Here is a 22433-nt window from a genome sequence, read left to right on the forward strand (position 1 = left end):
CAAATAATCGCAGTTTAGCTGTTTTAACTTCACTTCCCTGCTATCGTCATCCTAAAGGATCCAACAAAGGAAATCATGCACCAACTTTATAATCTACATAACCATGTCCAGACCCTATCATCGAGGAGAAATCAACAAAGCTTTTGAAAAAGTGAAGGCCGAGCTTCATGCTCAGGCTATCAAGGAAGGAAACGGTAGAGCATTTTATATTGACAGCTATACAGGCCAGGAACTCTGGGGAGGTGATGCATATGACTATGATCATATCTATCCTTCAGAATTGATCTATTCCCGGTATAAGGACAGGTTGGATGATATGCAAATAGCCCAAATCGTCAATCTTCCTGAAAACATTGCTATAACCACCCGTAGCATTAATCAATCAAAAGGGAAAAAGGATCCGGAACGATGGCTTGAAGAAGAAGAGCAATTCGGAAATGGAGTGGTTAAAGCTGATTTAGTAAAACATGCTATCCAAAAGGCAAAAGCGGCTATTGAACGTATGGCAAGACAATTAACTTGATATAGCCACACTTATTTATAAAAGTATCACACTTATCTATCAAAATGAATCAAAATTAAATTTTCAACTAAACTTGATTATTGTTTGATATTTAAAGGCGTTAAGCAACTTTTCAGGAACGGATCTTTTTCAGGGGTGATAAAAGATCCGTTTTTTATTTTGTCTGAAAAGAGACCTGATTCTTGCTTAAAAACTCCTTGATTACTTTCACATGAATACATTCACCTAGATGTATAAAAGCGTAATCATTGATTTTTTTGGTTTTGCCATGAGCTACTACTTCCTTATCCTCGATATCAAAACCTAGGTGCAAATGCTTCGTTCGGGATTGCATTCCTATAATCCTTCCATCTGGATCAAATAAAGGACCCCCGCTTTGACCTCTCAGACCCGGAGTGCTCATTTCTATCCCATAAACCTGCCCTTTATTATCTCCTAAAAACCGGGTAATCATGCCTTCTATTGGGAATCGGGGAGATCGTGCATTTCCTTCATTGGTCCAAACCAAAGTCTGGGATTGTGCATCAAATTTGAAATTTGAAAATTCCGGAAATGGAAAGCCCAGACGACAGAGCATGGCACCCTGCTGAACAGCGCTCTCATCTTCCATGAAATAAGGGAAGTTTTTTACTAATAGGTTGCCGACTCCCTCAAACTTGATCAAAGCCAAATCATAGTCTGGATGAAGAATAAACTTCAGGTTATTCATGGAATCCACACAGTCCACAAAAGTGATTCTCATTTCTGAAGCTTTATCAGGACCAAGTCCCAAGTTTTGAGCTAGCTTGTTTTGTTGCTTCCCACTCATTCCTTGGCTCTGCTGAAGAAAGGAGGTATAGTTTCTGTTTATCTGATCAGCTTGGGAAAGCCATTGAGCAACATGCTTACAGGTAAGTGCCCAGCCTTCTGAATTGACAAAAAACAGGGTGGCAGATCCACGATTAACCTGTGTCCCTCCAAAATTTCTGGAAATGGAGTGTATAGCCCGGGTGTAGCCTGCAACTTCATTGATGGCATTTACAAACATTTGATTTTTGCTTGGTCATTTTTAAAGTACTTAAAAGCTCACTTAAAAAACTAATCTTTAAAAGAATTTGAATTTTCATTTTTCGAAATCGTTTGAAAACAGGGAATTTAAAATCATCCATATCTTGCTGGATATTGCGTTTGGGCTAGCCGAAAAATTGTAATAACTTAGCCAACCCAGAAGTTTTTTAGCCAAAAGTGGCTGGTTCCGGGAAGATTTAGGAATCAAACCTATACAATAATCAAAATAATTATGAGCAAAATTAAAGTAGGAATTAACGGATTCGGAAGAATCGGTCGTCTTGCCTTTAGAGTGGCACAAGAAAGAGATGATATTCAAGTTGTGGGGATCAACGATTTGATCGACGTGGACTACATGGCTTACATGTTGAAGTACGATTCCACTCATGGCAGATTTAAAGGTACTGTGGAAGTAAAAGATGGTCAATTGATCGTAAATGGAAACGCTATCCGTGTGACCTCCGAAAAGAGTCCTGCTAACCTTAAATGGGGTGAAATCGGTGCAGATTATGTAATTGAGTCTACAGGTATATTCTTGACAAAAGAGACCGCTCAGGGCCACATCGACGCAGGAGCTAAAAAGGTGATTATGTCAGCCCCTTCAAAAGATGACACCCCAATGTTTGTAATGGGTGTTAATGAAGATAGCTACACAGATGATATGGTGTTTGTATCCAATGCATCTTGTACTACTAACTGTCTTGCTCCAATTGCCAAAGTATTGAATGATAACTGGGGAATTGAAGAAGGATTAATGACAACTGTGCACGCTACTACTGCTACTCAAAAAACGGTAGATGGTCCATCCGCTAAGGATTGGAGAGGTGGAAGAGGAGCTGGTCAAAACATCATCCCATCTTCTACAGGAGCTGCTAAAGCTGTTGGTAAAGTAATTCCTGAATTGAATGGTAAGTTGACAGGAATGGCATTTAGAGTTCCTACTCCGGATGTATCTGTAGTTGACTTGACTGTACGATTGAAGAAGCCTGCCAAGTATGCGGAAATTTGTGCTAAAATGAAAGAGGTTTCCGAAACTACCATGAAAGGTGTCTTAGGTTATACTGAGGATGCAGTAGTTTCTAATGACTTCATTGGAGATCCAAGAACTTCCATTTTTGATGCTGAGGCTGGAATTCAGCTTTCAGATACTTTTGTTAAAGTGGTTTCTTGGTACGATAATGAGTGGGGCTACTCAAATAAGGTAGTTGACCTACTGACGTTCATTGCAAAGAAATAAACCTCAAGGCCCCGAAAAATTCGGGGCTTTTTTTTGATGAAGCCGAAATAACTAAATCCCCGTATATATGGTTACCATCTAAAATTCAAAAAGATGTACCTTCGATTATTTCCACTTAAACTAGTAGCTTTCCCAGAGGAGAAATTGAATCTCCATATTTTTGAGCCTAGATATAGGCAGCTATTGAATGATGTGGAAAAGGAAGAAATCACTTTCGGCGTTTGTTCCTTCTTCGATAAATTGACCGGGTTTGGCACTGAGGTGAAGCTGGAGCGAATATATCAGCGCTATGAAAATGGAAGGTTGGATATTATGACCAAAGGCCTGAGGGCTTTTAAAATCCTGAATTTTGACAATCCCATGAAGGGTAAGCTCTATGCTGGAGGAGAGGTTGAGTTTTTGCCCAATAATCCGGTGGTGACAGATGCTCTGAATTTTGAGTTTCTCTTTTATCTTAAGGAGATTTTATACCTCTTGAACTACCCTCATGAAATCAATGAAAAAGAAGTTACATCCTTTACTTATGCCCATAAAGTCGGCTTAAAGTTGGAAGAAGAATTGGAATTACTTCAGTTGACAAGTGAAGAAGATAGGATGCGTTATATGATCAGTCATTTTAAAAGAATGATACCGGTTATCAAGGCAGTAGAACAAGCGAGGGAAAAAATCAAACAAAATGGTCACTTCAAGCATCTGGATCCATTGAATTTTTAGGTAGATATTTGAGTGTGATTTTGGGAGAATCAGTATTTAAAGAGGCTATCTCAGAATTAGCTCTAGTGTCAGCCTGAGCGCCTGCCTGACGTCAGGCAGGGAGCCGAAGGCCATTTCTATCGATGTGGCCTACATTTCGCCTTCGCTCAATGTGACAAATTGCACTTTTGAGACAGCCTCTTTTTCGAATCATATAGAGCCATCTATCCAAGTTGAATTACTCCTTTCGCCCAGGAAAAACTTCTCGACCTACCAAGCTTTGTGGAGTGGTTTATAAAACAAAAAAAGCAGACCATTTCTAGCCTGCTTTTGTGATCCCTCTGGGGCTTCCTGATTTCGCTCTGCTCATCGGGATAAACTTCTCGCCCTACCAAGCTTTGTGGAGTGGTTTATAAAACAAAAAAGCAGACCATTTCTAGCCTGCTTTTGTGATCCCGTTGGGGCTTCCCGATTTCGCTCTGCTCATCGGGATAAACTTCTCGCCATCCAAGCTTTGTGGAATGATTTATAAAACAAAAAAGCAGACTATTTCTAGCCTGCTTTTGTGATCCCGCTGGGGCTCGAACCCAGGACCCTAACATTAAAAGTGTTATGCTCTACCAGCTGAGCTACGGAATCAAAGAAAAAGCGGAACGTAATTCCGCTTGCGATAAAGTGATCCTGTCAGGACTCGAACCTGAAACCTACTGCTTAGAAGGCAGTTGCTCTATCCAGTTGAGCTACAGGACCTGGATAAATAAGTCGGGGTGGCAGGATTCGAACCTACGACCTCCACATCCCAAATGTGGCGCGATACCGGGCTACGCTACACCCCGAAGACTTTGATAACTCTATCCTTTCAAATTGAAGTTGCGAAATTAGAATTATTTCGCTTCTCCACAAACTCTCAAGTAAATCCTTGAAAAACTTTCTTTTTAACTTCTTGCAAGTTAATTTTTTGTGATCCCGCTGGGGCTTCCCGATATCACTCCGTTCATCGGGATAAACTTCTCGCCCTGTAGGAGAATCAATTTACTGTGATCCCGCTGGGGCTTTCCGATTTCGCTTCGCTCATCAGAATAAACTTCTCGCCCTACATGAGAATCAATTTTTTGTGATCCCGCTGGGGCTCGAACCCAGGACCCTAACATTAAAAGTGTTATGCTCTACCAGCTGAGCTACGGAATCATTAGTGAGATTTGACGTTTTTTAACGCTTTTTTCTCTGTTTTTATCTTTTCAAATCGACTACCTAACCTTGCTTTTTGTTAGATCATTGCCGTAATTGGACTGCAAATTTATGACTCTGATTTATAAATGCCAAACTCAAAATCAATCTTTCTCGCAAAACTTTTATTATTTTTCACAATACTCTTGCAAAGTATTCATTGTCAGGCTAATGTAAATGACCTTCAAAAAGCAGATTCTTTGTTTGAGCTTCGAAGTTACAAGGAAGCCATGGAAATTTATGTTCCAAACTATCAATCCGGGCTTTATTCTCCTTCAATGCTTCTGAAAATGGCCTTCATTGCAGAAGGTATGGGAGATAAAGAGCAGGCTACACTTTACTTGAGCAAGTATTACGATCAAAGCCCAAATTCACAGACTATTTCTAAAATCAAGAGTCTGACCGGTCAAACTACTTTATATGGTTATGAAGTAAGTGATGGGGGGCGTTTCCTCTTATTTCTGGTGGATTACAAGGAGATCATTGTGGGGCTTCTTTCCTTATTCTTGGTTTTCTCTATGATTACTACCTGGTGGACCGGACGAAAAGAAGAAAAATCTACTTCTTATTGGCCTACAGTTTTGTTGATTTGCTCCATATTCCTTGTAAATAATTTCTTGAAAGGCCCTTCAACTGGCTTAATTACCCATAGCCCTACATTCATCGTGTCTAAGCCTACTGCTGGTGGAGAATTAGTGGATCAAGTTGAACCCGGTCACCGGATTAAAATCAAGTCCAGTAAGGATATCTGGTATGAAATTGAGTGGAAAGACAAAATAGCTTACATCAAAAAAGAACATACGACCAGGTTATAAAAATAAAGGCCTCTAAATCAATTAGAGGCCTTATTTCTTAGAGCTTTTTCAACATGATATTTCGATAATGAACCACATCACCGTGATCCTGAAGAGCTATTCTGCCTTTTTTGTACTTGCCGAAGCCAGGCATGTCTTTAAACTTGCTGTCTGCAATCAAGGCTTCCCATTCAGGAGTCCACATAGTTGTTTCTACCACATTCACTCCATTTAGAACCAAAGTAAGATTTCCGTTATCAGCAATAATTTCAGCTTGATTCCATTCTCCAGCTGGTTTTACCGTTTCCTCCTTACTCACTATTAAGTCATAAAGGTCGCCTGCTCTATGGCTGATGATCTTAGCGTCAGGATGGCCTTCATTATCCAAAACCTGCATCTCAGGGCCTGTCTGCCAGCAGTAGTCGTATTCTGGAGATTCATGCACGAAGAAAATGACCCCGCTATTTCCATTTGGAGCAATCTTCCATTCGTATTTCAGGTGAAAATTCTCAAATTCTTCGTCAGTAACGATATCTCCCCCGTCTCCTGTTTGCCATCCGTCTTTATTAGCAGCGTCCAAATAAAGAGTTCCATCTGCTACTTTCCAGGCTTTTCCTACTTCACCACCACCATACTTATGCCAGCCACTGAAGGTTTGTCCGTCAAATAGACTGATCCACTCTTCAGCAGGTGCTTCAGCTACAACTTCTGTATTTTCGGTTTCTTCTGTTTTTTGACCAGAACAGCCGATCATTAGACCGGCTGCCAAAGTCATTATCCAATAACTTTTCTTCATTTTCTTATTTTTTCAAAAGCAAAACATATCTCACCATATCCTTGGCATCTTCCTCACTCAATCCTGGATGCGCTGGCATTGGTACCTCTCCCCAATTTCCAACACCACCATTGATGACTTTCTGAGCAAGCATAGCTACATTTTCTTCGGTGCTTTCATATTTTGCCGCTACATCTGCGTAAGATGGCCCTACAATTTTTCTTTCCACCATGTGGCAAGACTGACAGTCGGAAGCCTTAATTTTCTCCAAGCCTTTGATGTATATAGGATCATCTTGGTATTTTTCTTCTAAACTGATCTCTTTCGCTGGCTCTGGTGCAGCAGCTGTTTCGGTGGCTGCGCTCTCAGAGGATTTTTCTCCCCCTCCACAAGCAAAGGCTAATCCTGCCAATGCCAACATTCCAAGGCTTAATGGTTTTGTAATTTTCATGTTAAATTGATTAAATATGGTTTTCTAAATTCCTAAAATCTTTTTGTTGAAGGATTCATCTGCTCCAGTGCCGGCAAAATCATCAAAAGCCTTCTCTGTAACTCGAATAATATGAGCATCAATAAATGGAGCGCCTTCAGCTGCACCTTGCTCAGGATGCTTGATTGCACATTCCCATTCTAATACTGCCCATCCATCAAAATCGTATTGCGAAAGTTTGCTAAAAATTCCGCCAAAATCAACCTGTCCATCACCTAAAGATCTGAATCTTCCAGCTCTTTCTACCCATCCTTGGAAACCTCCATAGACACCTTGTTTTCCGGTAGGGTTAAATTCGGCATCTTTTACGTGAAACATTTTGATTCTATCATGATAGAAATCAATAAACTGCAAATAGTCCAAGCACTGTAATACAAAATGGCTTGGATCATAAAGGATATTTGCTCTCTTGTGGTTATTGACTTTTTCCAAAAACATTTCAAAAGTAATTCCATCATGCAAATCCTCTCCTGGGTGCAATTCATAACAGACATCCACCCCATATTTGTCAAATTCATCCAGGATAGGAGTCCATCTTTTTGCAAGTTCCGTGAATCCAGTGTCTACTAGTCCCGCTGGTCTTTGGGGCCAAGGGTAAACAGTGTGCCACATCAATGCGCCAGAGAAGGTGGCATGCGCAGTCAATCCAAGGTTGTGAGAGGCCTTAGCAGCATATTTTAACTGCTGGGTAGCCCATTCAGTTTTTCCTTTAAGATCTCCTTTGAGATTGGCAGGAGCAAAGCCATCGAATAATTCATTGTAAGCTGGATGAACAGCTACAAGCTGTCCTTGAAGATGGGTAGAAAGCTCGGTGATTACCAAGCCGGCTTCTTCTACGGTACCGGCAACTTCATCTGCATAAGTTTTACTTTCAGCTGCCTTTTGAAGGTCTATCATTCGAGCGTCCCATGATGGAATCTGAACACCTTTATATCCCAGATCTGCCATGTAATGACAGATGTTTTTCAGGTTATTAAAAGGAGCTTTGTCATCAGCAAACTGTGCAAGAAAAATTGCAGGTCCTTTGATCGTTTTCATTTTTATAAAGGTTTTTTAGGTTATGAGTTTACTTTTCTACTATAAATGGAGTCCATTTGGTTTCTGATTGGGTGCTTGCCAATACATGGTCAATGAATGCCATTCCTCGGATTCCATCTTCAATTCCTGGATAATCTTCCCATTCTGCTTTAGGAGTTTGTCCTGCTCTTTCAGCGTAGATACATCTTGCGAAATTCCTGTACAAATTTGCAAATGCTTCTACATAGCCTTCAGGGTGTCCTGCGGGAGTTCTGGTGTTTTCCTGAGCCAATGAACCCAAATACCCAGTTCCTGCTCGGAAAATCTGAGCTGGTTGATTAGGGTATCTAACAATCAGGCTGTTATTATCCTCTTGCTGCCACTCTATTCCTCCCTTGTCTCCAAATACACGGATTTTAAGATTATTTTCTAAACCAGTATCTGTTTGTGAGGCCATCAAGACTCCTGAGGCTCCATTATCAAAACGCATGAGTACCACGCCGTCATCATCAATAGGTCTTCCTTTTACTTTGATATACAGATCTGCACATAGCTTTTCCATTTTCAAGCCTGAAACATACTCTGCTAAGTGGAAAGCATGGGTTCCAATATCTCCCATGCAGCCTGCCAAACCATTTCTTTTAGGGTCTGTTCTCCATTCTGCCTGCTTGTTATCTTCAGTTTCCAGTAGTTTGTAGAGCCATCCCTGAGGATATTCCACATATACTTTCCAGACTTTGCCGATTTTACCCTCTTCGATCATTTGCTTTGCCTGCTTAATCATAGGATATCCCGAATAGGTATGCGTTAAGAGGAATCTTTTGCTGCTGGATTTTACCACATGATATAACTCTTTTGCTTCTTGGTAATTCAGCGTGAGAGGTTTGTCCAATACAACATGAAAGCCTGCTTTAATGGCTTTCACGCATGGGTCAAAGTGTACATTATTAGGGGTAACGATGACGATCACATCGATTCTTTTCTCTTCAGGAAGCTGTAATTCCTTTTCGATCATTTCATCATAGCTTCCATAAACTCTGCTAGGATCTAGCATCAGTTCTTCACCTCTTTGCTGGGATTTCTCCGGATTGGAAGAAAAAGCTCCGGCGGCTAATTCAAAAAGACCATCCATCAGAGCGCCATTTAGGTGGATTGCTCCAATGAAAGAGCCGGGTCCGCCTCCGATTAAACCGATCTTGAGTTTCTTGTTAGTTGACATAGGTCAGGTGTAGGTTTTCAGGTTATTTTTCTTGAAATAATTGATTCTAGTGCAAAAAATCCTCACATCTTAGACCGAATTAGAGGATTAATTGATCAGTAGTTGCATCAAGTTATGAGTGGCTTTGCCAAAACTTTTAATCGCCTTATTTCACAAAGTCAAAGGACTTGCTTAAAATACGGTAAAAAGCCCAAATTCTAAACAATCCTCCCAATTTCCATCTAAATCCCCCAGTATATGGCAGCTTTGATTAAAGTTCGATTGTCCTTGATGATGTTTCTCGAGTTTTTTGTCTGGGGGTCTTGGTATGTTACAATGGGGACATTTTTAGGAGCGAATCTAGGTGCTAGAGACCAGGAGATTTCTTTGGCATTTTCCACTCAATCCTTTGGGGCCATCATTGCCCCTTTTGTAGTGGGGTTAATAGCTGACAGGTATTTCCATGCGCAGAGAATTTTGGGCGTTATTCATTTGATAGGTGCTGTCCTGATGTATTTCCTATACCAAAGCCAAGATTTTAGCGAGTTTTTTCCAATTCTATTAGCCTACATGATTTTATTCATGCCTACTCTGGCTTTGGTCAATTCCATTTCATTCAACCAAATGCTGAATCCGGCTAAAGAATTTTCCGTGATCCGCGTTTGGGGGACTATTGGATGGATAGCTGCAGGCATTTTAATTTCTGCTTTCGCCTGGGATAGTCAGGCCGGATTGGTTGATGGTTTACTGAAAAATACCTGGTTGATGGCGGCAATAGTTTCGCTGATTTTGGGGATTTTCAGTTTTACACTCCCTCATACTCCTCCTAAAGCAAAAACAGAGGGGGATTTCAAACTTTCAGAAGTTTTGGGATTGGATGCATTATCCTTACTGAAGGATAGAAATTTTGCCATATTTTTTCTTTCCTCCATCTTAATTTGTATCCCATTGGCATTTTATTATCAAAATGCCAGCCCTTTTCTAACAGAAATAGGAGTAGAAAACTCAACAGGAAAAATGACAATAGGTCAGATTTCCGAGGTCTTATTCATGCTAGCCCTTCCCATTTTCTTCTCTAGATTCGGAATTAAAAAGACATTAATTGTAGCTATGTTAGCCTGGGCATTGAGGTATGTTTTCTTTGCTTTTGGAAATGCGGATGAGGGCGTTTGGATGCTTTTGGTGGGAATAGCTCTTCATGGTGTTTGTTATGACTTCTTTTTTGTCAGTGGACAGATTTACACCGATGCTCATGCAGGGGAAAAATTCAAATCTTCTGCTCAGGGATTGATTACTTTAGCTACTTATGGAGTTGGGATGCTTATTGGCTTTTGGGCGGCAGGCATCATATCCGATTTTTACCTTTTATCAGAAGGAAATCATGATTGGAAGTCTATTTGGTTAATTCCTTCTGGTATTTCAGTTCTGGTTTTACTATTTTTCATGTTCCTTTTTAAGGATGAAAAAATTAAACCTCAAAATAACCTCTAATGTCCAAACCTATTAATCCCGGAAGAAGGGAAAGCTTTAAGAAAGTTTTGTTGGGAGGTGCTGCATTGGGCACTCTCAGTTCCTTCGAATTTAATGAAAAGAAAAATCTCCCTCTGAAAGGAAATATCAACCATGGAGTTTGTCTTTGGTCTATGAGGCCGTTGACTCTGGAGGAGCTTTGTGTTGGAGCAAAAAGCTTAGGCATTAAAGGAATAGATATCATTGGACCATCTACTTGGGATACCCTTAAAAAATACGACTTGGAATGCTCCATGTGTAATGGGGCAGAGATAAGCATTGCTGATGGCTGGAACGATCCGAAGTTTCATGATCAATTGGTGAAAAATTATCTAGAGATCATTCCTATAGTAGCTAAGTATGGGTTCAAAAACCTAATAGCCTTTTCTGGAAATAGAAGAGGTATGGATGATGAGACAGGGTTGGAAAATTGTGTCACTGGCCTAAAAAAGGTTTTGGCAGAAGCCGAAAAGCATGGGGTAATCATTCAGATGGAATTATTGAATAGCAAAGTGGACCATAAAGATTATATGTGTGATAAATCCCCCTGGGGAGTTGAGCTTTGCAAAAGGTTGGATAGCGAGAACTTTAAATTGCTGTATGATATCTATCATATGCAAATAGATGAAGGAGATGTTATAAGGACCATTCGCAACAACCACCAATACTTTGGTCATTATCATACAGCCGGAAATCCAGGAAGGAATGAGTTGGATGAAAATCAGGAGATTTATTATCCGGCAATTATGAAGGCTATCGTGGAAACAGGCTACAAAGGCTTTGTTTCACATGAATTTATCCCAAAATCAGAAGATAAACTTGCTGCGCTTGGCCAGGCGGTGCAGGTCTGTGATGTATAAAATTAATAAACCAAAAAACCATATTTATGGCAAATCAATCGTATGATGCAATCGTAGTTGGGTCAGGGATTAGTGGCGGATGGGCTGCTAAAGAGCTGACGGAGAAGGGGCTGAAAGTATTGCTCCTGGAGAGGGGACCTAACGTAGAGCACGTAAAGGACTATAAGACTGCCACACTTCCCCCTTGGGAAGTTCCACATAGAGGACGTAGAACCCAAGAAATGTTGGAGAATCATCCCAATCTTAGAAGGGATTATGTTTTAAATGAATTAAATCTAGACTGGTGGGCTCACGAAAGTGACTCTCCCTATGTAGAAGAAAAGCCTTTTACTTGGTTCAGAGGATATCAAGTAGGTGGGCGTTCTTTATTGTGGGGTAGACAGTCTTATAGATTGGCAGATGTAGATTTTGAGGCAAATGCCAAAGAAGGAATCGCCGTGGATTGGCCAATCAGATATAAGGATTTAGCTCCATGGTATTCTTATGTAGAAAAATTCGCAGGTATTTCCGGCAATAAGGATGGGTTGGATATTCTACCTGATGGTGAGTTTATGCCTCCTATGCCAATGAACTGTGTCGAAAAGGATGCAGCAGAAAGAATCAAGGCTCACTACAAGGGAGCTAGACATTGGATCATGGGCCGTCCGGCGAATATCACTCAGCCATTACCGGGAAGAGTAGGCTGTCAATATAGAAATAAGTGCTCTTTAGGATGTCCTTTTGGAGGATATTTCAGTACTCAGGCCTCTACTTTGCCAGCAGCAGTAGCTACCGGTAATTTGACTCTAAGACCATGGTCTATTGTCAGAAGATTGATTTATGATAAAGATACACAGAAGGCCACTGGAGTAGAAGTGCTAGATGCTGAAACAAATCAAACAGTGGAGTATGATGCAAAAATCATCTTCCTATGTGCTTCAGCTTTTAACTCAACGGCAATTTTGATGAGAACTGCCACCGATATTTGGCCTGGCGGATTAGGTTCCAGTTCAGGAGAACTAGGCCACAATGTAATGGATCATCATTTCCGTTTGGGTGCCAGAGGTACGATCGATGGATATGAGGACAAATATTATTTTGGTCGAAGACCTACTGGGCTTTATATCCCAAGATTTAGAAACCTAAATGGAGAAAAAAGAGATTACCTGAGAGGTTTCGGATACCAAGGAGGTGCAAGTAGAAGTGGATGGAATAGAGATGTAGCTGAATTAAACTTCGGGGCACCAATGAAAGAAGCTTTAACAGAACCAGGACCGTGGAGTATTGGGTTCACCGCTTTCGGAGAAATCCTTCCTTATCATGATAATCATATTCGATTGAGTGATTCTGTAAAAGATAAATGGGGCATGGAGGCATTGGTGATGAATGCCGAGATCAAAGAGAATGAGAAAAACATGCGAAAAGATATGATGGCGGATGCGGCTGAAATGTTGGAAGTAGCAGGTTTTAAAGATGTTCAAACCTATGATTCAGGCTATACTTTTGGACAAGGTATCCACGAAATGGGAACAGCAAGGATGGGTAGAGATCCAAAATCTTCTGTTTTGAATGGGAACAACCAAGTGTGGGATGCGAAAAATGTATTCGTAACTGATGGTGCTGCGATGACTTCTGCTGCTGCACAAAACCCTTCACTTACTTATATGGCTATGACAGCTAGAGCTGCTGCTTTTGCAGTGGAAGAGTTGAAAAAGCGTAATCTCTAATTCTAAAAGACAAAGACATGACTATGAATAGAAGAGACGCATTGAAGAGCGTCGTATTGATGATGGGAGGGACTATGGTTGGTGCAACAGCCATCTTAACTGGATGTTCTCCTGATAAGCAAATTGAAGGCTTGAATTTCGGTCCTGATGACATTGCATTTCTAGATGAATTGGGAGATACAATTATTCCTGAGACAGATACCCCTGGTGCCAAAGCAGTTGGCATTGGTTCCTTTATCGTCATGATGGTTAAGGATACCTATAATGCTGACCAACAAAAAGCCTTTGTGGACGGATTGAATATGATTCGCAAGGAATTTAAATCTGAAAAAGGGACGGATTTTGTAGGCGCTCCGGCAGAGGACAGACTGGCTTACCTTAATGGGCTCTATGAGCAATACAAAACCTCAGAAAATAAAGAGCCTCAAGTGATCAATATGCTTCGGGATTTAACGGTTTTGGGTTACTTCTCATCTGAAATAGGAGCTACTCAGGCATTGAATTATGTAGAAGTGCCTGGAAGATACGATGGCTGCATAGATTACAATAAAGGCGATAAGGCCTACGCAATAGGGTAAAAATAAAAAAGCCTGCTTCAAAGCAGGCTTTTTTTATATCATTCCTTTCGTTTCTTCTGATTTCCGAAAAACCAGAAGAAATAATACCACAATTAAGATGATTAGTAATGCTACTTCAAACTGAGCCCAGATTTGAGAACGATTAATCATTACCTTGGCTTTACTGATTAATTTTTCTCCTTCGACCATTTGAATTTTACTCAGGTTATCCAAATCACGCCTAGCTTGCGAAATTTTTTGATCATAGAGCTTGACTTGATTTCTGTTTACACCGGCACTATCTGTATACAGTAAGTCGTAGCTTTTGATACTTAGATCATTGACAATGATTTTTTTGAAATCTCCCAAAAGCTCAGATTCCTGCTCCGTTAGTTTAGTAGCCTCAAAATCTTCTACTATTTGAAGAATGGCCTTCTCGTTGGATTCTATTTCATCGATCACTTTGGAATAATCATAGTCCAAATTACAATGGTCAATTAACTTTTGTATCTGAAAGAGACCTTCAGAAATCTGAAAGATATATCCCTCCACTAATAAACGGTCATTGTAGACTTCGGTAAATGTGGAACTTATATCTCTAAATGACCTTCTCTCAATTAGATTTTTTGCATATATCAATAATAATAAGACACTTATGATGAGAAGGGCTCTCATTTTCCGTCTTTTCAGGGAGTAATCTTGCATAGAGATAGTATCACTAACGATTTATATTTGTCAGTTTAGGAAAAGTTCGAGATTTTCCCAAGTAATTGAGCAGTCTTATTCTTGCGTTGGTTTGTATTCATAGACGCGAATGTAGTCGATTTCCATTCTTTGTGGCCAAATGTTTGCATCTACGCCCTCTTTTCCTCCCCAATTTCCTCCAACAGCAATGTTCAAAATAATATGGAAAGGCTGAGAAAATGGCCACTCTTCAGGCCCACCTCCGGTGTTTTCAAAGGTGAAGTAAAGCTGATCATCAATAAAGAAGTCTATCTTTTCTTCACCCCAATCAATTGCATAGGTATGGAATTCAGAATTGAAGGTGTCAACTTGCCTTTGAGCTCCCTTCTGAGTGCCTTTGACATGATTGAAGGATTCGGTATGAACTGTCCCATGAACAACTCCCGGATCATATCCTACATGTTCCATGATATCTATTTCTCCGTTTTTTGGCCAGCCTCCGTAGCGGTTTTCATCTGCGAGCATCCAAATTGCCGGCCATGTGCCTTTCCCTTCTGGTAATTTGGCCCTTACTTCAATATATCCATATTGCCAGCTAGCCTTTTTCTTACTCACTAATCGGGCAGAGGTATAACCTTTGGGATAATCTGAATCTTTATGTGCCTCAATGATCAATTTTCCATTTTCAACTCTGGCGTTTTTTAATTCCTCCTTGGTGTAAAATTGCAATTCTCTGTTCCCCCACCCATGGTCTCCTACATCATAAGACCAGCTGCTGTCAGCAGGAAATCCTTCATAATTAAATTCTTCATTCCAAAGTAATTTTTGGCTAAAACCTTGAGTGGACATTAGGAAAAATAGGTTTAATGTGATAAGTCGATTTATTACGTGATTCTTCATTTACTATTTAGGTATGAAACTATTTTACATATTTTCCGTCATATAATATGTAATCTTTTTATAACGAAAACCATTTATTTTATGTCATTGCAACTTAAAGGAAACTGGAATCAAATTAAAGGTCAATTAAAGCAGAAATATGCTCAACTTACTGACGACGACTTAAAATTCACAGAAGGTCAGGAAGATGAAATTTTAGGGCTATTGCAAGAGAAGACCGGTGAAAAAATCGAGAATTTAAGACAAATGATTTTTGAGGAAGACTCTCAAAATAGTTGATCAAAGATAACCAATTTGGTGGAGGTCAGTTGTATATTCAGCTGACCTTTTTTTATCTGGTAGTTTCAAGCTTGATTATTCAATTGTAACTTGCCCTCATAAACCCAAATAGTCATGGCATATTATCACAGATTAGGATCCATTCCGCCAAAAAGACACACTCAATTCAGACAGCCGGATGGAAGTTTGTATAAGGAAGAGCTAGTCAGTTCTAAAGGTTTTTCAGGAATCTATTCAAATTTATATCACATTTACAATCCAAATGAGGTGAAATCCATAGGTCAACCCAAGCCCTTTAAATGGCAGGTTGCTGACCAACATGGTTTAAACCAAACACATCTAAAAACTTCTGGAGTTGAATTTACAGGTGAAGATTACCTGGATGCCAGGAGGATGCTGATGATGAATAATGATGTGATGATGGGAATATGCTCTCCCAAAAAGCGTAAGATGGATTATTATTTCAAAAACGCTGACGGAGATGAGCTATTATATATCCATGATGGTGAAGGAATAATGTATTCTCAATTCGGGAAACTTGAATTGAGAAAAGGTGATTACATCGTGATTCCTCGAACAACCATTTACAGGCTTGAATTTAAAGAGGAAGGTCCATTGCGTCTTTTGGTGATCGAATCACACGGTCCAATTGAGACAGTTAAACGCTACAGAAATGAAGTAGGACAATTGTTGGAACATTCGCCTTACTGCGAAAGAGATATACGCCCACCCCATGAGCTTCATATCGAAAAGGATAAGGGAGATTACCTTGTTCAAATCAAAAAGCAGGGAATGCTTCATCAATATTCCTATAATCACAGTCCTTTGGATATCGTAGGTTGGGATGGGTATCTCTATCCTTATGCATTGTCTATTTATGATTTCGAACCTATAACAGGAAGAATACATCAGCCACCACCCGTACATCAGACGTTTCAAGCTTGGGGTTTTGTGATTTGTTCCTTCGTGCCGAGATTGTTTGATTACCATCCATTAGCAATTCCGGCACCATATAATCATTCAAATATCGATTCTGATGAGGTCTTATATTATGCCGAAGGAGAGTTTATGAGTAGAAAAGGCATTGACAGAGGTTCATTTACAATTCACATGGGAGGTTTGCCGCATGGACCTCATCCGGGAACAGTTGAAAAATCAATTGGCGCTAAATCCACAGAAGAATATGCAGTAATGTTAGATACATTTAAACCGCTGCAAATAACCACGGATGCATTGGAGTTTGTAGATAAAAACTATCCGATGAGTTGGTCGGAATAAAAATTTAAAGGCTGGTTAATAGATCAGCCTTTTTTTATAAGCCCAAAAATTTCAATTCCTCTTTCAAAGAAATTTCCTTGTGCTTAATGTCTTGCCTTTCGATCAGACTTTTTTCCACGGAAAGGCGATTCAAACTAACAGAGTGCGCATGGTAATCACTCTCCCATTCTAAAGTATCTGGATCGAATCCTTCTTGTCTTAATCGCTGTGAAATCAATTCTTGAATCTGTTCTGCTAGTTGATTGACAGAAAGGTTTTCTGGCAGCTTGATTAACATGTGAAAATGATCTACGAGAACACAAAAAGTGCCATGCTGATCTGGGATAGACGCGATGAAATCCCCAAGCCCTTGTTTTATTATATCCACTTTCAGTGAATCTATTGAGGGTTTGTGGCCTTTGGTACTAAAAACCAAATGCGTCCATATTTCGGAGTGTGAGTGGCGCATATTTATAAATGAAAGAATTGAATTTAAGGATTAAAGAATTTTTTAAAAAGTTTTTCAGATTTTGTTTTCATTAATTACCAATAAAAAATCCCAGAATTGTACTATTCTGGGATTTTGTTTAGGCTTTGGTTTTTCTAGTCAAACAATTCATGGATCGGCTGTCCGGTTGCTCCATTTGGAAGTCGGATATTCAATAGCATCGAAAGGGTAGGAGCTATGTCGGTGACTGTAGCATATCGAGTGCTTTCTCCGGATTTTACTCCCCATCCAAAAAATACGATAGGAACGTGAGTGTCATAGGTGAATCCAGTTCCGTGTGAAGTACCTCTTGCTCCACCAGTCAACCAAGATGGTTCCAAAATAATTAATAGGTCCCCAGAAGCTTTATGATTATAACCCATCTGCAATAAATGGGGCCTATGCTGGGTAAAAGCTGTACTTCTCATTGCTGAGGCAGTATAAACCTCTTTTATCCCATTGTACCTTAAGAGGAAGTTTGCTAGCTGTTCCTGAATATCGTCCAGCTCCAGCTCTTTTTCTTGGATCAACTCATGGTTCAGAAAAATCTGATCGTTCGATCCGTTTAAGATCCAATTACCTTCTCCATACTTCACGGTCATATATCCTCTTGCCTGACCTAAAATATACCCGAAATTCAAATTTCCCGCTGGTACTCTTTCACTTTCCATGTAGGTAGCAATGTCTGCCACGCCATGATCTGCAGAAAGAAATACCAAGTAATTTCCTTTACCATAAGTTTTGTCGAGGTAGTTTAAAAACTGTTCAATTTCCAGATCAAGTCGCAGATAATTATCTTCCAACTCTTTTGAAGTAGGTCCAAATCTGTGCCCTATATAATCGGGAGATGAGAAACTAACCGCCAAAAAATCGGTCTCTTTTCCCATTCCTAATTTTTCACCTTCTATAGCAGCATATGCAAACTCCAAAGTCAAAGTATTCCCAAATGGAGTGGCGGCAATCAAACCATAGTTCCCGTTGTTTTCTCTCAATTCAGGAAGATTATAGGGGAAAGTTGGAGTCTCTTTCCCGATAAAGGGTGCCTCAAATTCATTATTATCATCAATGCTATTGATATATGAATCTGCAGAATATAGGGGTTGCCAAGTTTGGTTTAGTAAGGAATCAGGGCGTTTTAAAGCGTTAAAATTACTTACCCATGTCGGAAGTTCTGACTTGTAATAAGTAGAAGTCATAAACTCTCCATTATCGCTGTCAAACCAATAGGCATCTCCAAGATGACCTGCAGGTAAACTTGCCCCACGATCTTTGATGGCGATTCCAACAACCTTTGAGCGCTTATTTGTGGCAAACCTCAATTCATCGGTTATAGTTGTTGTAAGCAGATTTCTCGGACTGATTTGACCACTCATGACTGTTCCTCCCACATTACTCACAGTAGAGTCCTCTGCACAATAGATCATTTTATTCTGCCTTCTTACATACCAATTATTCCCTATGATTCCATGGGTAGCTGGTGTAGTTCCGGTATAAACTGAAGCATGTCCAGGCCCAGTGTAGGTAGGGATGTAATTATAATGCCCATTTTTCATCATATAACCCTCGGAGGCTAACCTTTTAAATCCTCCATCTGAATAGCGGTCGGCAAACTTGTAGAAGTATTCTTGCCGCATTTGATCGACAATGATTCCAACCACGATTTTGGGTTTTTCTGCCTGCTGCTGAGCAAATAATGCCAGAGAAAAAAGCATGGAAAATAGTAGGGCAAAACTTATTTTTTTCATTTTAATAATCTTTAAGCTACCAAAGATAAGCATATGAGGCTTTTAAAGGATTAAGACTTTGTTAAATGGCTAAAAGAATAGACATTGTAACCAAAGAATAAATTCCCTTTATATGAAAAAACTCACGTTCCTTTTTCTCTTTTTGAGTGTTTCTTGGTGCTCTTTTTCCCAATCGTATTTTCAGGATGGTCTTTCAGCTGAATGGCATAGATCCAGAAGAGATGCTCTTAAAGAATTAATGCCGGTTAATTCTGCAGCTGTGATTTTTAATAACCCTGTGAAAAACCGTTCCAATGATGTTGATTTCATCTATCATCCTAATACAGATTTTTACTATCTGACTGGATTGAGAGAACCTAACTCTGCTTTGGTTATTTTCTCAGAACCTAGAGAAATCAATGGAAAAAAAGTGGATGAGGTAATCTTTGTTCAGCCTAGAGATCCAAGGGCAGAAATGTGGAATGGGAAACGATTAGGAGTTGAAGGAGTCAGAGAAAAGCTTGGCTTTCAGGAAGTATTTCTTTTTGAGGAATTTGTTAAGTCTCCATACATAAATTTCGCTTCAATAGATAAAGTCCTTTCTTTCAATTTAAACGAAGATATTGAAGGAGGAAGTAGTAATGCGCCATTGAAGAGGATGATTAATTCCTTTAAAAAAGCAGCTTCCTATCCCGAGGAAGCTTCAGAGGCTAAATTGCAGCTTTATGAATTAATCAGAGCCACAGATATTGAAAATTCGGCCAATGTAGCGCAAGTAATAGGAAGATATAGACAGCGTTTTCCTGAAGTAGCCGATGACCAAGTAATTAAAGACTTTTTGGCAGCGGATACTCCGGAAAAGAGGATGGCTGTGAAACAAAAAGTGCCTAACTCTAAGACAGATATTTTTGCTCTAGCTCAGATGATGGATGTGTTGAGAGAAGTTAAAACTGAAGAGGAATTGGTTCTATTGAAAAAGGCTGTCAAAATATCTGCAATAGGTCAAATTGAGGTAATGAAGGCAACTAAGGTGGGCATGTCTGAGCGGGAAATTCAAGGAATCCATGAATTTATATACAAAAGGTATGGAGCTGAAAATGTAGGATATCCATCCATAGTGGGAGGAGGAAATAATGGCTGTATTCTACATTATATAGATAATGATATGAAGCATGTCAATGAGCGTTTATTGCTGATGGATTTGGGTGCTGAATGGAGGGGTTATACTGCAGATGTAACCAGAACCATACCGGTTAGTGGAAAATTTAACGAAGAAGAAAAGGCTATTTATGAATTGGTTCTAAAGGCTCAGGATGCCGGAATTGCGTTATGTAAGCCAGGCGTAGAATTCGGTCAAATCGGTCAAGTAACTCGCCAAATTATCGATGAGGGGTTAGCAGCCTTAGGAATTATCAAGCCTGGACAGAGACATAATTATTTCCCCCACGGCACTAGTCACCACTTGGGCTTAGATGTACACGACCGAGGAGGTTATGGTGCATTAAAAGAAGGTGTGGTACTTACTGTAGAGCCTGGGATATATATTCCTGAAGGAAGTGACTGTGATCCAAAATGGTGGGGAATTGCAGTAAGAATTGAAGATGATATTTTGGTGACCTCCGGTGATCCTATCAATTTGTCCTCTGATGCTCCAAGAACTATTGCTGCTATTGAGGAAATGATGCGGATTCCGAGCGTCTTGGAAAACTGGGTGCTCCCGGAAATTGAATAATAACTCCCGCAAAGAATAGAAGAATGCAAAGTTATTGAGAGTATAATTATTTAAGTGATTATAAGTAGATATGGAATCAGTTTTAATTGATTCCATATTTTTTTACTAGTTATCTTAGTGAAAAAGAAAGAAATTAATTTTTTGAAACCTAATTTTTTAAGATGACAGAAAATCAAATCTCAAAAATAATTTTAGACTCGGCCTTCGAAGTTTATTTTAAGTTAGGTCCTGGATTACTCGAATCCATTTATGAAAGAATCCTTGCAAAGGAGCTAAGAGAAAAAGGTTTAGAAATTCAAACTCAGGTTCCAGTTCCGGTTTTTTGGAAAGGGGAAGAAATTGGATTAGGCTATCGAGGAGACCTTTTAGTGAATGGAAAGGTGTTGGTTGAACTTAAGTCGGTTGAAAAAATTCTCCCTATTCATCCAAAGCAGTTGAAAACCTACTTAAAGGTATTGGACCTTAGGTTAGGCCTTCTTATAAACTTCAATGAAGTAAAGCTTGTAAATGGAATTGTAAGAGTTGTAAATGGACTTAAAGAATCTTCATAATCCTTCAATTCACCTTTGCCCCTTTTAATCTTTGCGGGAGATTGAATTTAATTACGGCTTTTCAAGTCGCCTCTCTTGATCGACCGAATAAACTGTGCCCAAGCGAATGGATCTAGCAACCTCAACGGTCTAGGCCCATATATATCCTGGTTTTGTTGCATCACACCCTGTTGGAAGTATCGGAAATTTTCATTTCCTGATGCAGGCATGGACTCAGCCCATCTCAATAACATTTCAGGACTCATATTAGCTCTGGAGATGGACATTGGATCCACCACATTCATTGCCAAAACAGCTTTTTTGAATTCATCCTCAGTTGGATAAGGCATTACTTCTACTTCTGCCAATGCAATCTCATCTACCTCCATGGTAAGAATAAGGCTAATCCTATCATTTTCCACATTATCAGGAACTTTGAAAGTCTGTCTTTTTAGGCCGATGAAGCTGAAAACTATGCTATCTCCTTCTAAAACTGGCATCGAGAAGTAACCAAAACGACCACTGCTTGTGCCACGACCTTTTTTGGGTACATATACGTTTACCCCCGGAACAGCATCGGTACTGTCAGCGTTTAGGATGACACCGGATAACTGAATCACCTTTCTTTCACGCTCTTGGGCATGAACAGACGAGAAGGAAAAAAGAAATCCTACAAAAAGTAGCGATAGAAATGGGAGTAAAATTGAATTCTTCACAAATAAATAACTTATTGGACGGCCAAAGGTTGGCTTTTGGATGCGATAATACCCTAATTTCGGGTGATTTTTTATTTTCACCGAGAAATAAGCGTTAAATCTTACTAATGCGACTCAAAAATATCAGTTTAAATTATGGTTTGCGAATCTTCAAGGCTCTCAGTGAAGAACCTCGGGTAAGAATTATTCATCTATTAATGTTGAATAAAGAGCTGACCATCTCAGATTTGGAGCATATTCTTGACTTTACTCAAACCAAAACCAGCCGTCATTTGATTTATTTAAAGAACGCAGGTCTTCTGGGAAGTCGAAGGGTAGACCAATGGATGTTTTATTACATTTTAGAAGAGTACCTTGAAATCATTCAGCAGATTTTTAAGTTTATTCAAAAAGATCCCAACTTAATTCGCGATCAGGAAACATTTGAAATTCTCAAATCTAACCGGGAGCTTGCTATCAATAAAATTCAGAATAACCAATACAGAAAATAG

The 22433-nt window shown here is 39.6% G+C and carries 23 protein-coding genes and 4 tRNA genes; 13 read left to right on the forward strand and 14 right to left on the reverse strand.

Going from position 1 to position 22433, the window contains the following annotated elements; genetic code table 11:
• Window positions 1-103 precede the first annotated feature (103 nt).
• Window positions 104-523, forward strand: a complete 420-nt coding sequence (locus B2906_RS17210) for a hypothetical protein (protein WP_219957834.1) — start codon at window positions 104-106, stop codon at window positions 521-523.
• Window positions 524-677: 154 nt separating this feature from the next.
• On the opposite strand, the gene B2906_RS17215 is transcribed toward B2906_RS17210, so the two are convergent.
• Entirely contained in the window at window positions 678-1550 is an 873-nt protein-coding gene (locus B2906_RS17215) for a S1 family peptidase (RefSeq protein WP_219957835.1), read from the reverse strand.
• Window positions 1551-1802: 252 nt separating this feature from the next.
• On the opposite strand from B2906_RS17215, the gene gap reads away from it, so the two are divergent.
• Window positions 1803-2807 (forward strand): type I glyceraldehyde-3-phosphate dehydrogenase, encoded by a 1005-nt coding sequence (gene gap, locus B2906_RS17220; RefSeq protein WP_144602792.1) that lies wholly within the window; start codon window positions 1803-1805, stop codon window positions 2805-2807.
• Window positions 2808-2900: 93 nt separating this feature from the next.
• The gene (locus B2906_RS17225; protein ID WP_219957836.1) at window positions 2901-3521 is read left to right on the forward strand and encodes an LON peptidase substrate-binding domain-containing protein; all 621 of its coding nucleotides are present in this window, start codon (window positions 2901-2903) and stop codon (window positions 3519-3521) included.
• Between the two features lie 545 nt (window positions 3522-4066).
• Here B2906_RS17225 and B2906_RS17230 read toward each other — a convergent pair.
• From B2906_RS17230 to B2906_RS17245, 4 genes are all read right to left on the reverse strand, one after another.
• A tRNA-Lys gene (locus tag B2906_RS17230) sits at window positions 4067-4139 on the reverse strand.
• Between the two features lie 37 nt (window positions 4140-4176).
• Window positions 4177-4250, reverse strand: a tRNA-Arg gene (locus B2906_RS17235).
• A 12-nt stretch (window positions 4251-4262) separates the two neighbouring features.
• Window positions 4263-4336: transfer RNA gene (locus B2906_RS17240), tRNA-Pro, on the reverse strand.
• A gap of 279 nt (window positions 4337-4615) precedes the next feature.
• Window positions 4616-4688, reverse strand: a tRNA-Lys gene (locus B2906_RS17245).
• Between the two features lie 185 nt (window positions 4689-4873).
• Between B2906_RS17245 and B2906_RS17250 the strand changes: the two genes are divergently transcribed.
• Window positions 4874-5542: a hypothetical protein gene (locus B2906_RS17250; RefSeq protein ID WP_255590457.1), complete on the forward strand. Its 669-nt coding sequence runs from the start codon at window positions 4874-4876 to the stop codon at window positions 5540-5542.
• Window positions 5543-5579: 37 nt separating this feature from the next.
• Here B2906_RS17250 and B2906_RS17255 read toward each other — a convergent pair whose 3' ends face one another.
• The 4 genes from B2906_RS17255 to B2906_RS17270 are packed head-to-tail and all read right to left on the reverse strand — an operon-like array spanning window position 5580 to window position 9022.
• Complete coding sequence (locus B2906_RS17255) at window positions 5580-6317, reverse strand: 3-keto-disaccharide hydrolase (protein ID WP_091655418.1); 738 nt, start codon at window positions 6315-6317, stop codon at window positions 5580-5582.
• A 4-nt stretch (window positions 6318-6321) separates the two neighbouring features.
• Window positions 6322-6747, reverse strand: coding sequence for a c-type cytochrome (locus B2906_RS17260; RefSeq protein WP_091655417.1), 426 nt, complete (start codon window positions 6745-6747; stop codon window positions 6322-6324).
• A 24-nt stretch (window positions 6748-6771) separates the two neighbouring features.
• Window positions 6772-7824 carry a sugar phosphate isomerase/epimerase family protein gene (locus B2906_RS17265; protein WP_091655416.1) on the reverse strand — a complete coding sequence of 351 codons (1053 nt, stop codon included), beginning with the start codon at window positions 7822-7824 and terminating at the stop codon, window positions 6772-6774.
• Window positions 7825-7852: 28 nt separating this feature from the next.
• The gene (locus B2906_RS17270; RefSeq protein ID WP_144603917.1) at window positions 7853-9022 is read right to left on the reverse strand and encodes a Gfo/Idh/MocA family protein; all 1170 of its coding nucleotides are present in this window, start codon (window positions 9020-9022) and stop codon (window positions 7853-7855) included.
• Between the two features lie 237 nt (window positions 9023-9259).
• Between B2906_RS17270 and B2906_RS17275 the strand changes: the two genes are divergently transcribed.
• From B2906_RS17275 to B2906_RS17290, 4 genes are read left to right on the forward strand one after another with little or no spacing between them, the layout of a single operon-like run.
• Complete coding sequence (locus B2906_RS17275; protein ID WP_091655414.1) at window positions 9260-10492, forward strand: nucleoside permease; 1233 nt, start codon at window positions 9260-9262, stop codon at window positions 10490-10492.
• Window positions 10492-11370: a hydroxypyruvate isomerase family protein gene (locus tag B2906_RS17280; protein WP_144603915.1), complete on the forward strand. Its 879-nt coding sequence runs from the start codon at window positions 10492-10494 to the stop codon at window positions 11368-11370. Before B2906_RS17275 ends, B2906_RS17280 begins: the two co-directional genes overlap by 1 nt.
• Before the next feature lie 26 nt (window positions 11371-11396).
• Window positions 11397-13076: a GMC oxidoreductase gene (locus B2906_RS17285; RefSeq protein ID WP_091655412.1), complete on the forward strand. Its 1680-nt coding sequence runs from the start codon at window positions 11397-11399 to the stop codon at window positions 13074-13076.
• 17 nt (window positions 13077-13093) lie between these two features.
• Window positions 13094-13654 carry a gluconate 2-dehydrogenase subunit 3 family protein gene (locus tag B2906_RS17290; protein ID WP_144603914.1) on the forward strand — a complete coding sequence of 187 codons (561 nt, stop codon included), beginning with the start codon at window positions 13094-13096 and terminating at the stop codon, window positions 13652-13654.
• 33 nt (window positions 13655-13687) lie between these two features.
• On the opposite strand, the gene B2906_RS17295 is transcribed toward B2906_RS17290, so the two are convergent.
• Complete coding sequence (locus B2906_RS17295; RefSeq protein ID WP_250161283.1) at window positions 13688-14308, reverse strand: MCP four helix bundle domain-containing protein; 621 nt, start codon at window positions 14306-14308, stop codon at window positions 13688-13690.
• Window positions 14309-14413: 105 nt separating this feature from the next.
• Window positions 14414-15166 carry a glycoside hydrolase family 16 protein gene (locus B2906_RS17300; protein ID WP_250161282.1) on the reverse strand — a complete coding sequence of 251 codons (753 nt, stop codon included), beginning with the start codon at window positions 15164-15166 and terminating at the stop codon, window positions 14414-14416.
• Window positions 15167-15298: 132 nt separating this feature from the next.
• Here B2906_RS17300 and B2906_RS17305 point away from each other — a divergent pair, with 132 nt between their 5' ends.
• Complete coding sequence (locus B2906_RS17305) at window positions 15299-15496, forward strand: CsbD family protein (protein ID WP_144603912.1); 198 nt, start codon at window positions 15299-15301, stop codon at window positions 15494-15496.
• A gap of 114 nt (window positions 15497-15610) precedes the next feature.
• Window positions 15611-16774: a homogentisate 1,2-dioxygenase gene (locus B2906_RS17310; protein ID WP_144603911.1), complete on the forward strand. Its 1164-nt coding sequence runs from the start codon at window positions 15611-15613 to the stop codon at window positions 16772-16774.
• Window positions 16775-16808: 34 nt separating this feature from the next.
• Here the strand turns inward: B2906_RS17310 and B2906_RS17315 are convergent, their stop codons facing one another.
• Window positions 16809-17222 (reverse strand): transposase, encoded by a 414-nt coding sequence (locus B2906_RS17315; RefSeq protein WP_144603910.1) that lies wholly within the window; start codon window positions 17220-17222, stop codon window positions 16809-16811.
• Window positions 17223-17356: 134 nt separating this feature from the next.
• Window positions 17357-18985, reverse strand: coding sequence for an alkaline phosphatase PafA (gene pafA / locus B2906_RS17320; RefSeq protein WP_144603909.1), 1629 nt, complete (start codon window positions 18983-18985; stop codon window positions 17357-17359).
• Window positions 18986-19097: 112 nt separating this feature from the next.
• Here pafA and B2906_RS17325 point away from each other — a divergent pair, with 112 nt between their 5' ends.
• On the forward strand, window positions 19098-20696 hold the full coding sequence (locus B2906_RS17325) for an aminopeptidase P N-terminal domain-containing protein (RefSeq protein WP_144603908.1): 1599 nt from the start codon (window positions 19098-19100) through the stop codon (window positions 20694-20696).
• A gap of 161 nt (window positions 20697-20857) precedes the next feature.
• Complete coding sequence (locus B2906_RS17330) at window positions 20858-21247, forward strand: GxxExxY protein (protein ID WP_144603907.1); 390 nt, start codon at window positions 20858-20860, stop codon at window positions 21245-21247.
• A 47-nt stretch (window positions 21248-21294) separates the two neighbouring features.
• Here the strand turns inward: B2906_RS17330 and B2906_RS17335 are convergent, their stop codons facing one another.
• Window positions 21295-21942, reverse strand: coding sequence for a carboxypeptidase-like regulatory domain-containing protein (locus B2906_RS17335; RefSeq protein WP_186299996.1), 648 nt, complete (start codon window positions 21940-21942; stop codon window positions 21295-21297).
• A 107-nt stretch (window positions 21943-22049) separates the two neighbouring features.
• On the opposite strand from B2906_RS17335, the gene B2906_RS17340 reads away from it, so the two are divergent.
• Complete coding sequence (locus B2906_RS17340; protein ID WP_091655403.1) at window positions 22050-22433, forward strand: ArsR/SmtB family transcription factor; 384 nt, start codon at window positions 22050-22052, stop codon at window positions 22431-22433.

Origin of the sequence: Algoriphagus sp. UBA3586 (genome assembly GCF_002376385.1) — a bacterium.
GTDB classification, from domain to species: Bacteria; Bacteroidota; Bacteroidia; order Cytophagales; family Cyclobacteriaceae; genus Algoriphagus; species Algoriphagus ornithinivorans.

Coding starts and splice junctions, on each gene's coding strand:
- B2906_RS17285 (WP_091655412.1), top strand. CDS start 11,397: ATGGCAAATCAATCGTATGATGCAATCGTAGTTGGGTCAGGGATTAGT.
- B2906_RS17225 (WP_219957836.1), top strand. CDS start 2,901: ATGTACCTTCGATTATTTCCACTTAAACTAGTAGCTTTCCCAGAGGAG.
- B2906_RS17330 (WP_144603907.1), top strand. CDS start 20,858: ATGACAGAAAATCAAATCTCAAAAATAATTTTAGACTCGGCCTTCGAA.
- B2906_RS17280 (WP_144603915.1), top strand. CDS start 10,492: ATGTCCAAACCTATTAATCCCGGAAGAAGGGAAAGCTTTAAGAAAGTT.
- B2906_RS17275 (WP_091655414.1), top strand. CDS start 9,260: ATGGCAGCTTTGATTAAAGTTCGATTGTCCTTGATGATGTTTCTCGAG.
- gap (WP_144602792.1), top strand. CDS start 1,803: ATGAGCAAAATTAAAGTAGGAATTAACGGATTCGGAAGAATCGGTCGT.
- B2906_RS17265 (WP_091655416.1), bottom strand. CDS start 7,824: ATGAAAACGATCAAAGGACCTGCAATTTTTCTTGCACAGTTTGCTGAT.
- B2906_RS17300 (WP_250161282.1), bottom strand. CDS start 15,166: ATGTCCACTCAAGGTTTTAGCCAAAAATTACTTTGGAATGAAGAATTT.
- B2906_RS17340 (WP_091655403.1), top strand. CDS start 22,050: ATGCGACTCAAAAATATCAGTTTAAATTATGGTTTGCGAATCTTCAAG.
- B2906_RS17315 (WP_144603910.1), bottom strand. CDS start 17,222: ATGCGCCACTCACACTCCGAAATATGGACGCATTTGGTTTTTAGTACC.
- B2906_RS17210 (WP_219957834.1), top strand. CDS start 104: ATGTCCAGACCCTATCATCGAGGAGAAATCAACAAAGCTTTTGAAAAA.
- B2906_RS17325 (WP_144603908.1), top strand. CDS start 19,098: ATGAAAAAACTCACGTTCCTTTTTCTCTTTTTGAGTGTTTCTTGGTGC.
- B2906_RS17260 (WP_091655417.1), bottom strand. CDS start 6,747: ATGAAAATTACAAAACCATTAAGCCTTGGAATGTTGGCATTGGCAGGA.
- pafA (WP_144603909.1), bottom strand. CDS start 18,985: ATGAAAAAAATAAGTTTTGCCCTACTATTTTCCATGCTTTTTTCTCTG.
- B2906_RS17305 (WP_144603912.1), top strand. CDS start 15,299: ATGTCATTGCAACTTAAAGGAAACTGGAATCAAATTAAAGGTCAATTA.
- B2906_RS17295 (WP_250161283.1), bottom strand. CDS start 14,308: ATGAGAGCCCTTCTCATCATAAGTGTCTTATTATTATTGATATATGCA.
- B2906_RS17255 (WP_091655418.1), bottom strand. CDS start 6,317: ATGAAGAAAAGTTATTGGATAATGACTTTGGCAGCCGGTCTAATGATC.
- B2906_RS17310 (WP_144603911.1), top strand. CDS start 15,611: ATGGCATATTATCACAGATTAGGATCCATTCCGCCAAAAAGACACACT.
- B2906_RS17290 (WP_144603914.1), top strand. CDS start 13,094: ATGACTATGAATAGAAGAGACGCATTGAAGAGCGTCGTATTGATGATG.
- B2906_RS17215 (WP_219957835.1), bottom strand. CDS start 1,550: ATGTTTGTAAATGCCATCAATGAAGTTGCAGGCTACACCCGGGCTATA.
- B2906_RS17270 (WP_144603917.1), bottom strand. CDS start 9,022: ATGTCAACTAACAAGAAACTCAAGATCGGTTTAATCGGAGGCGGACCC.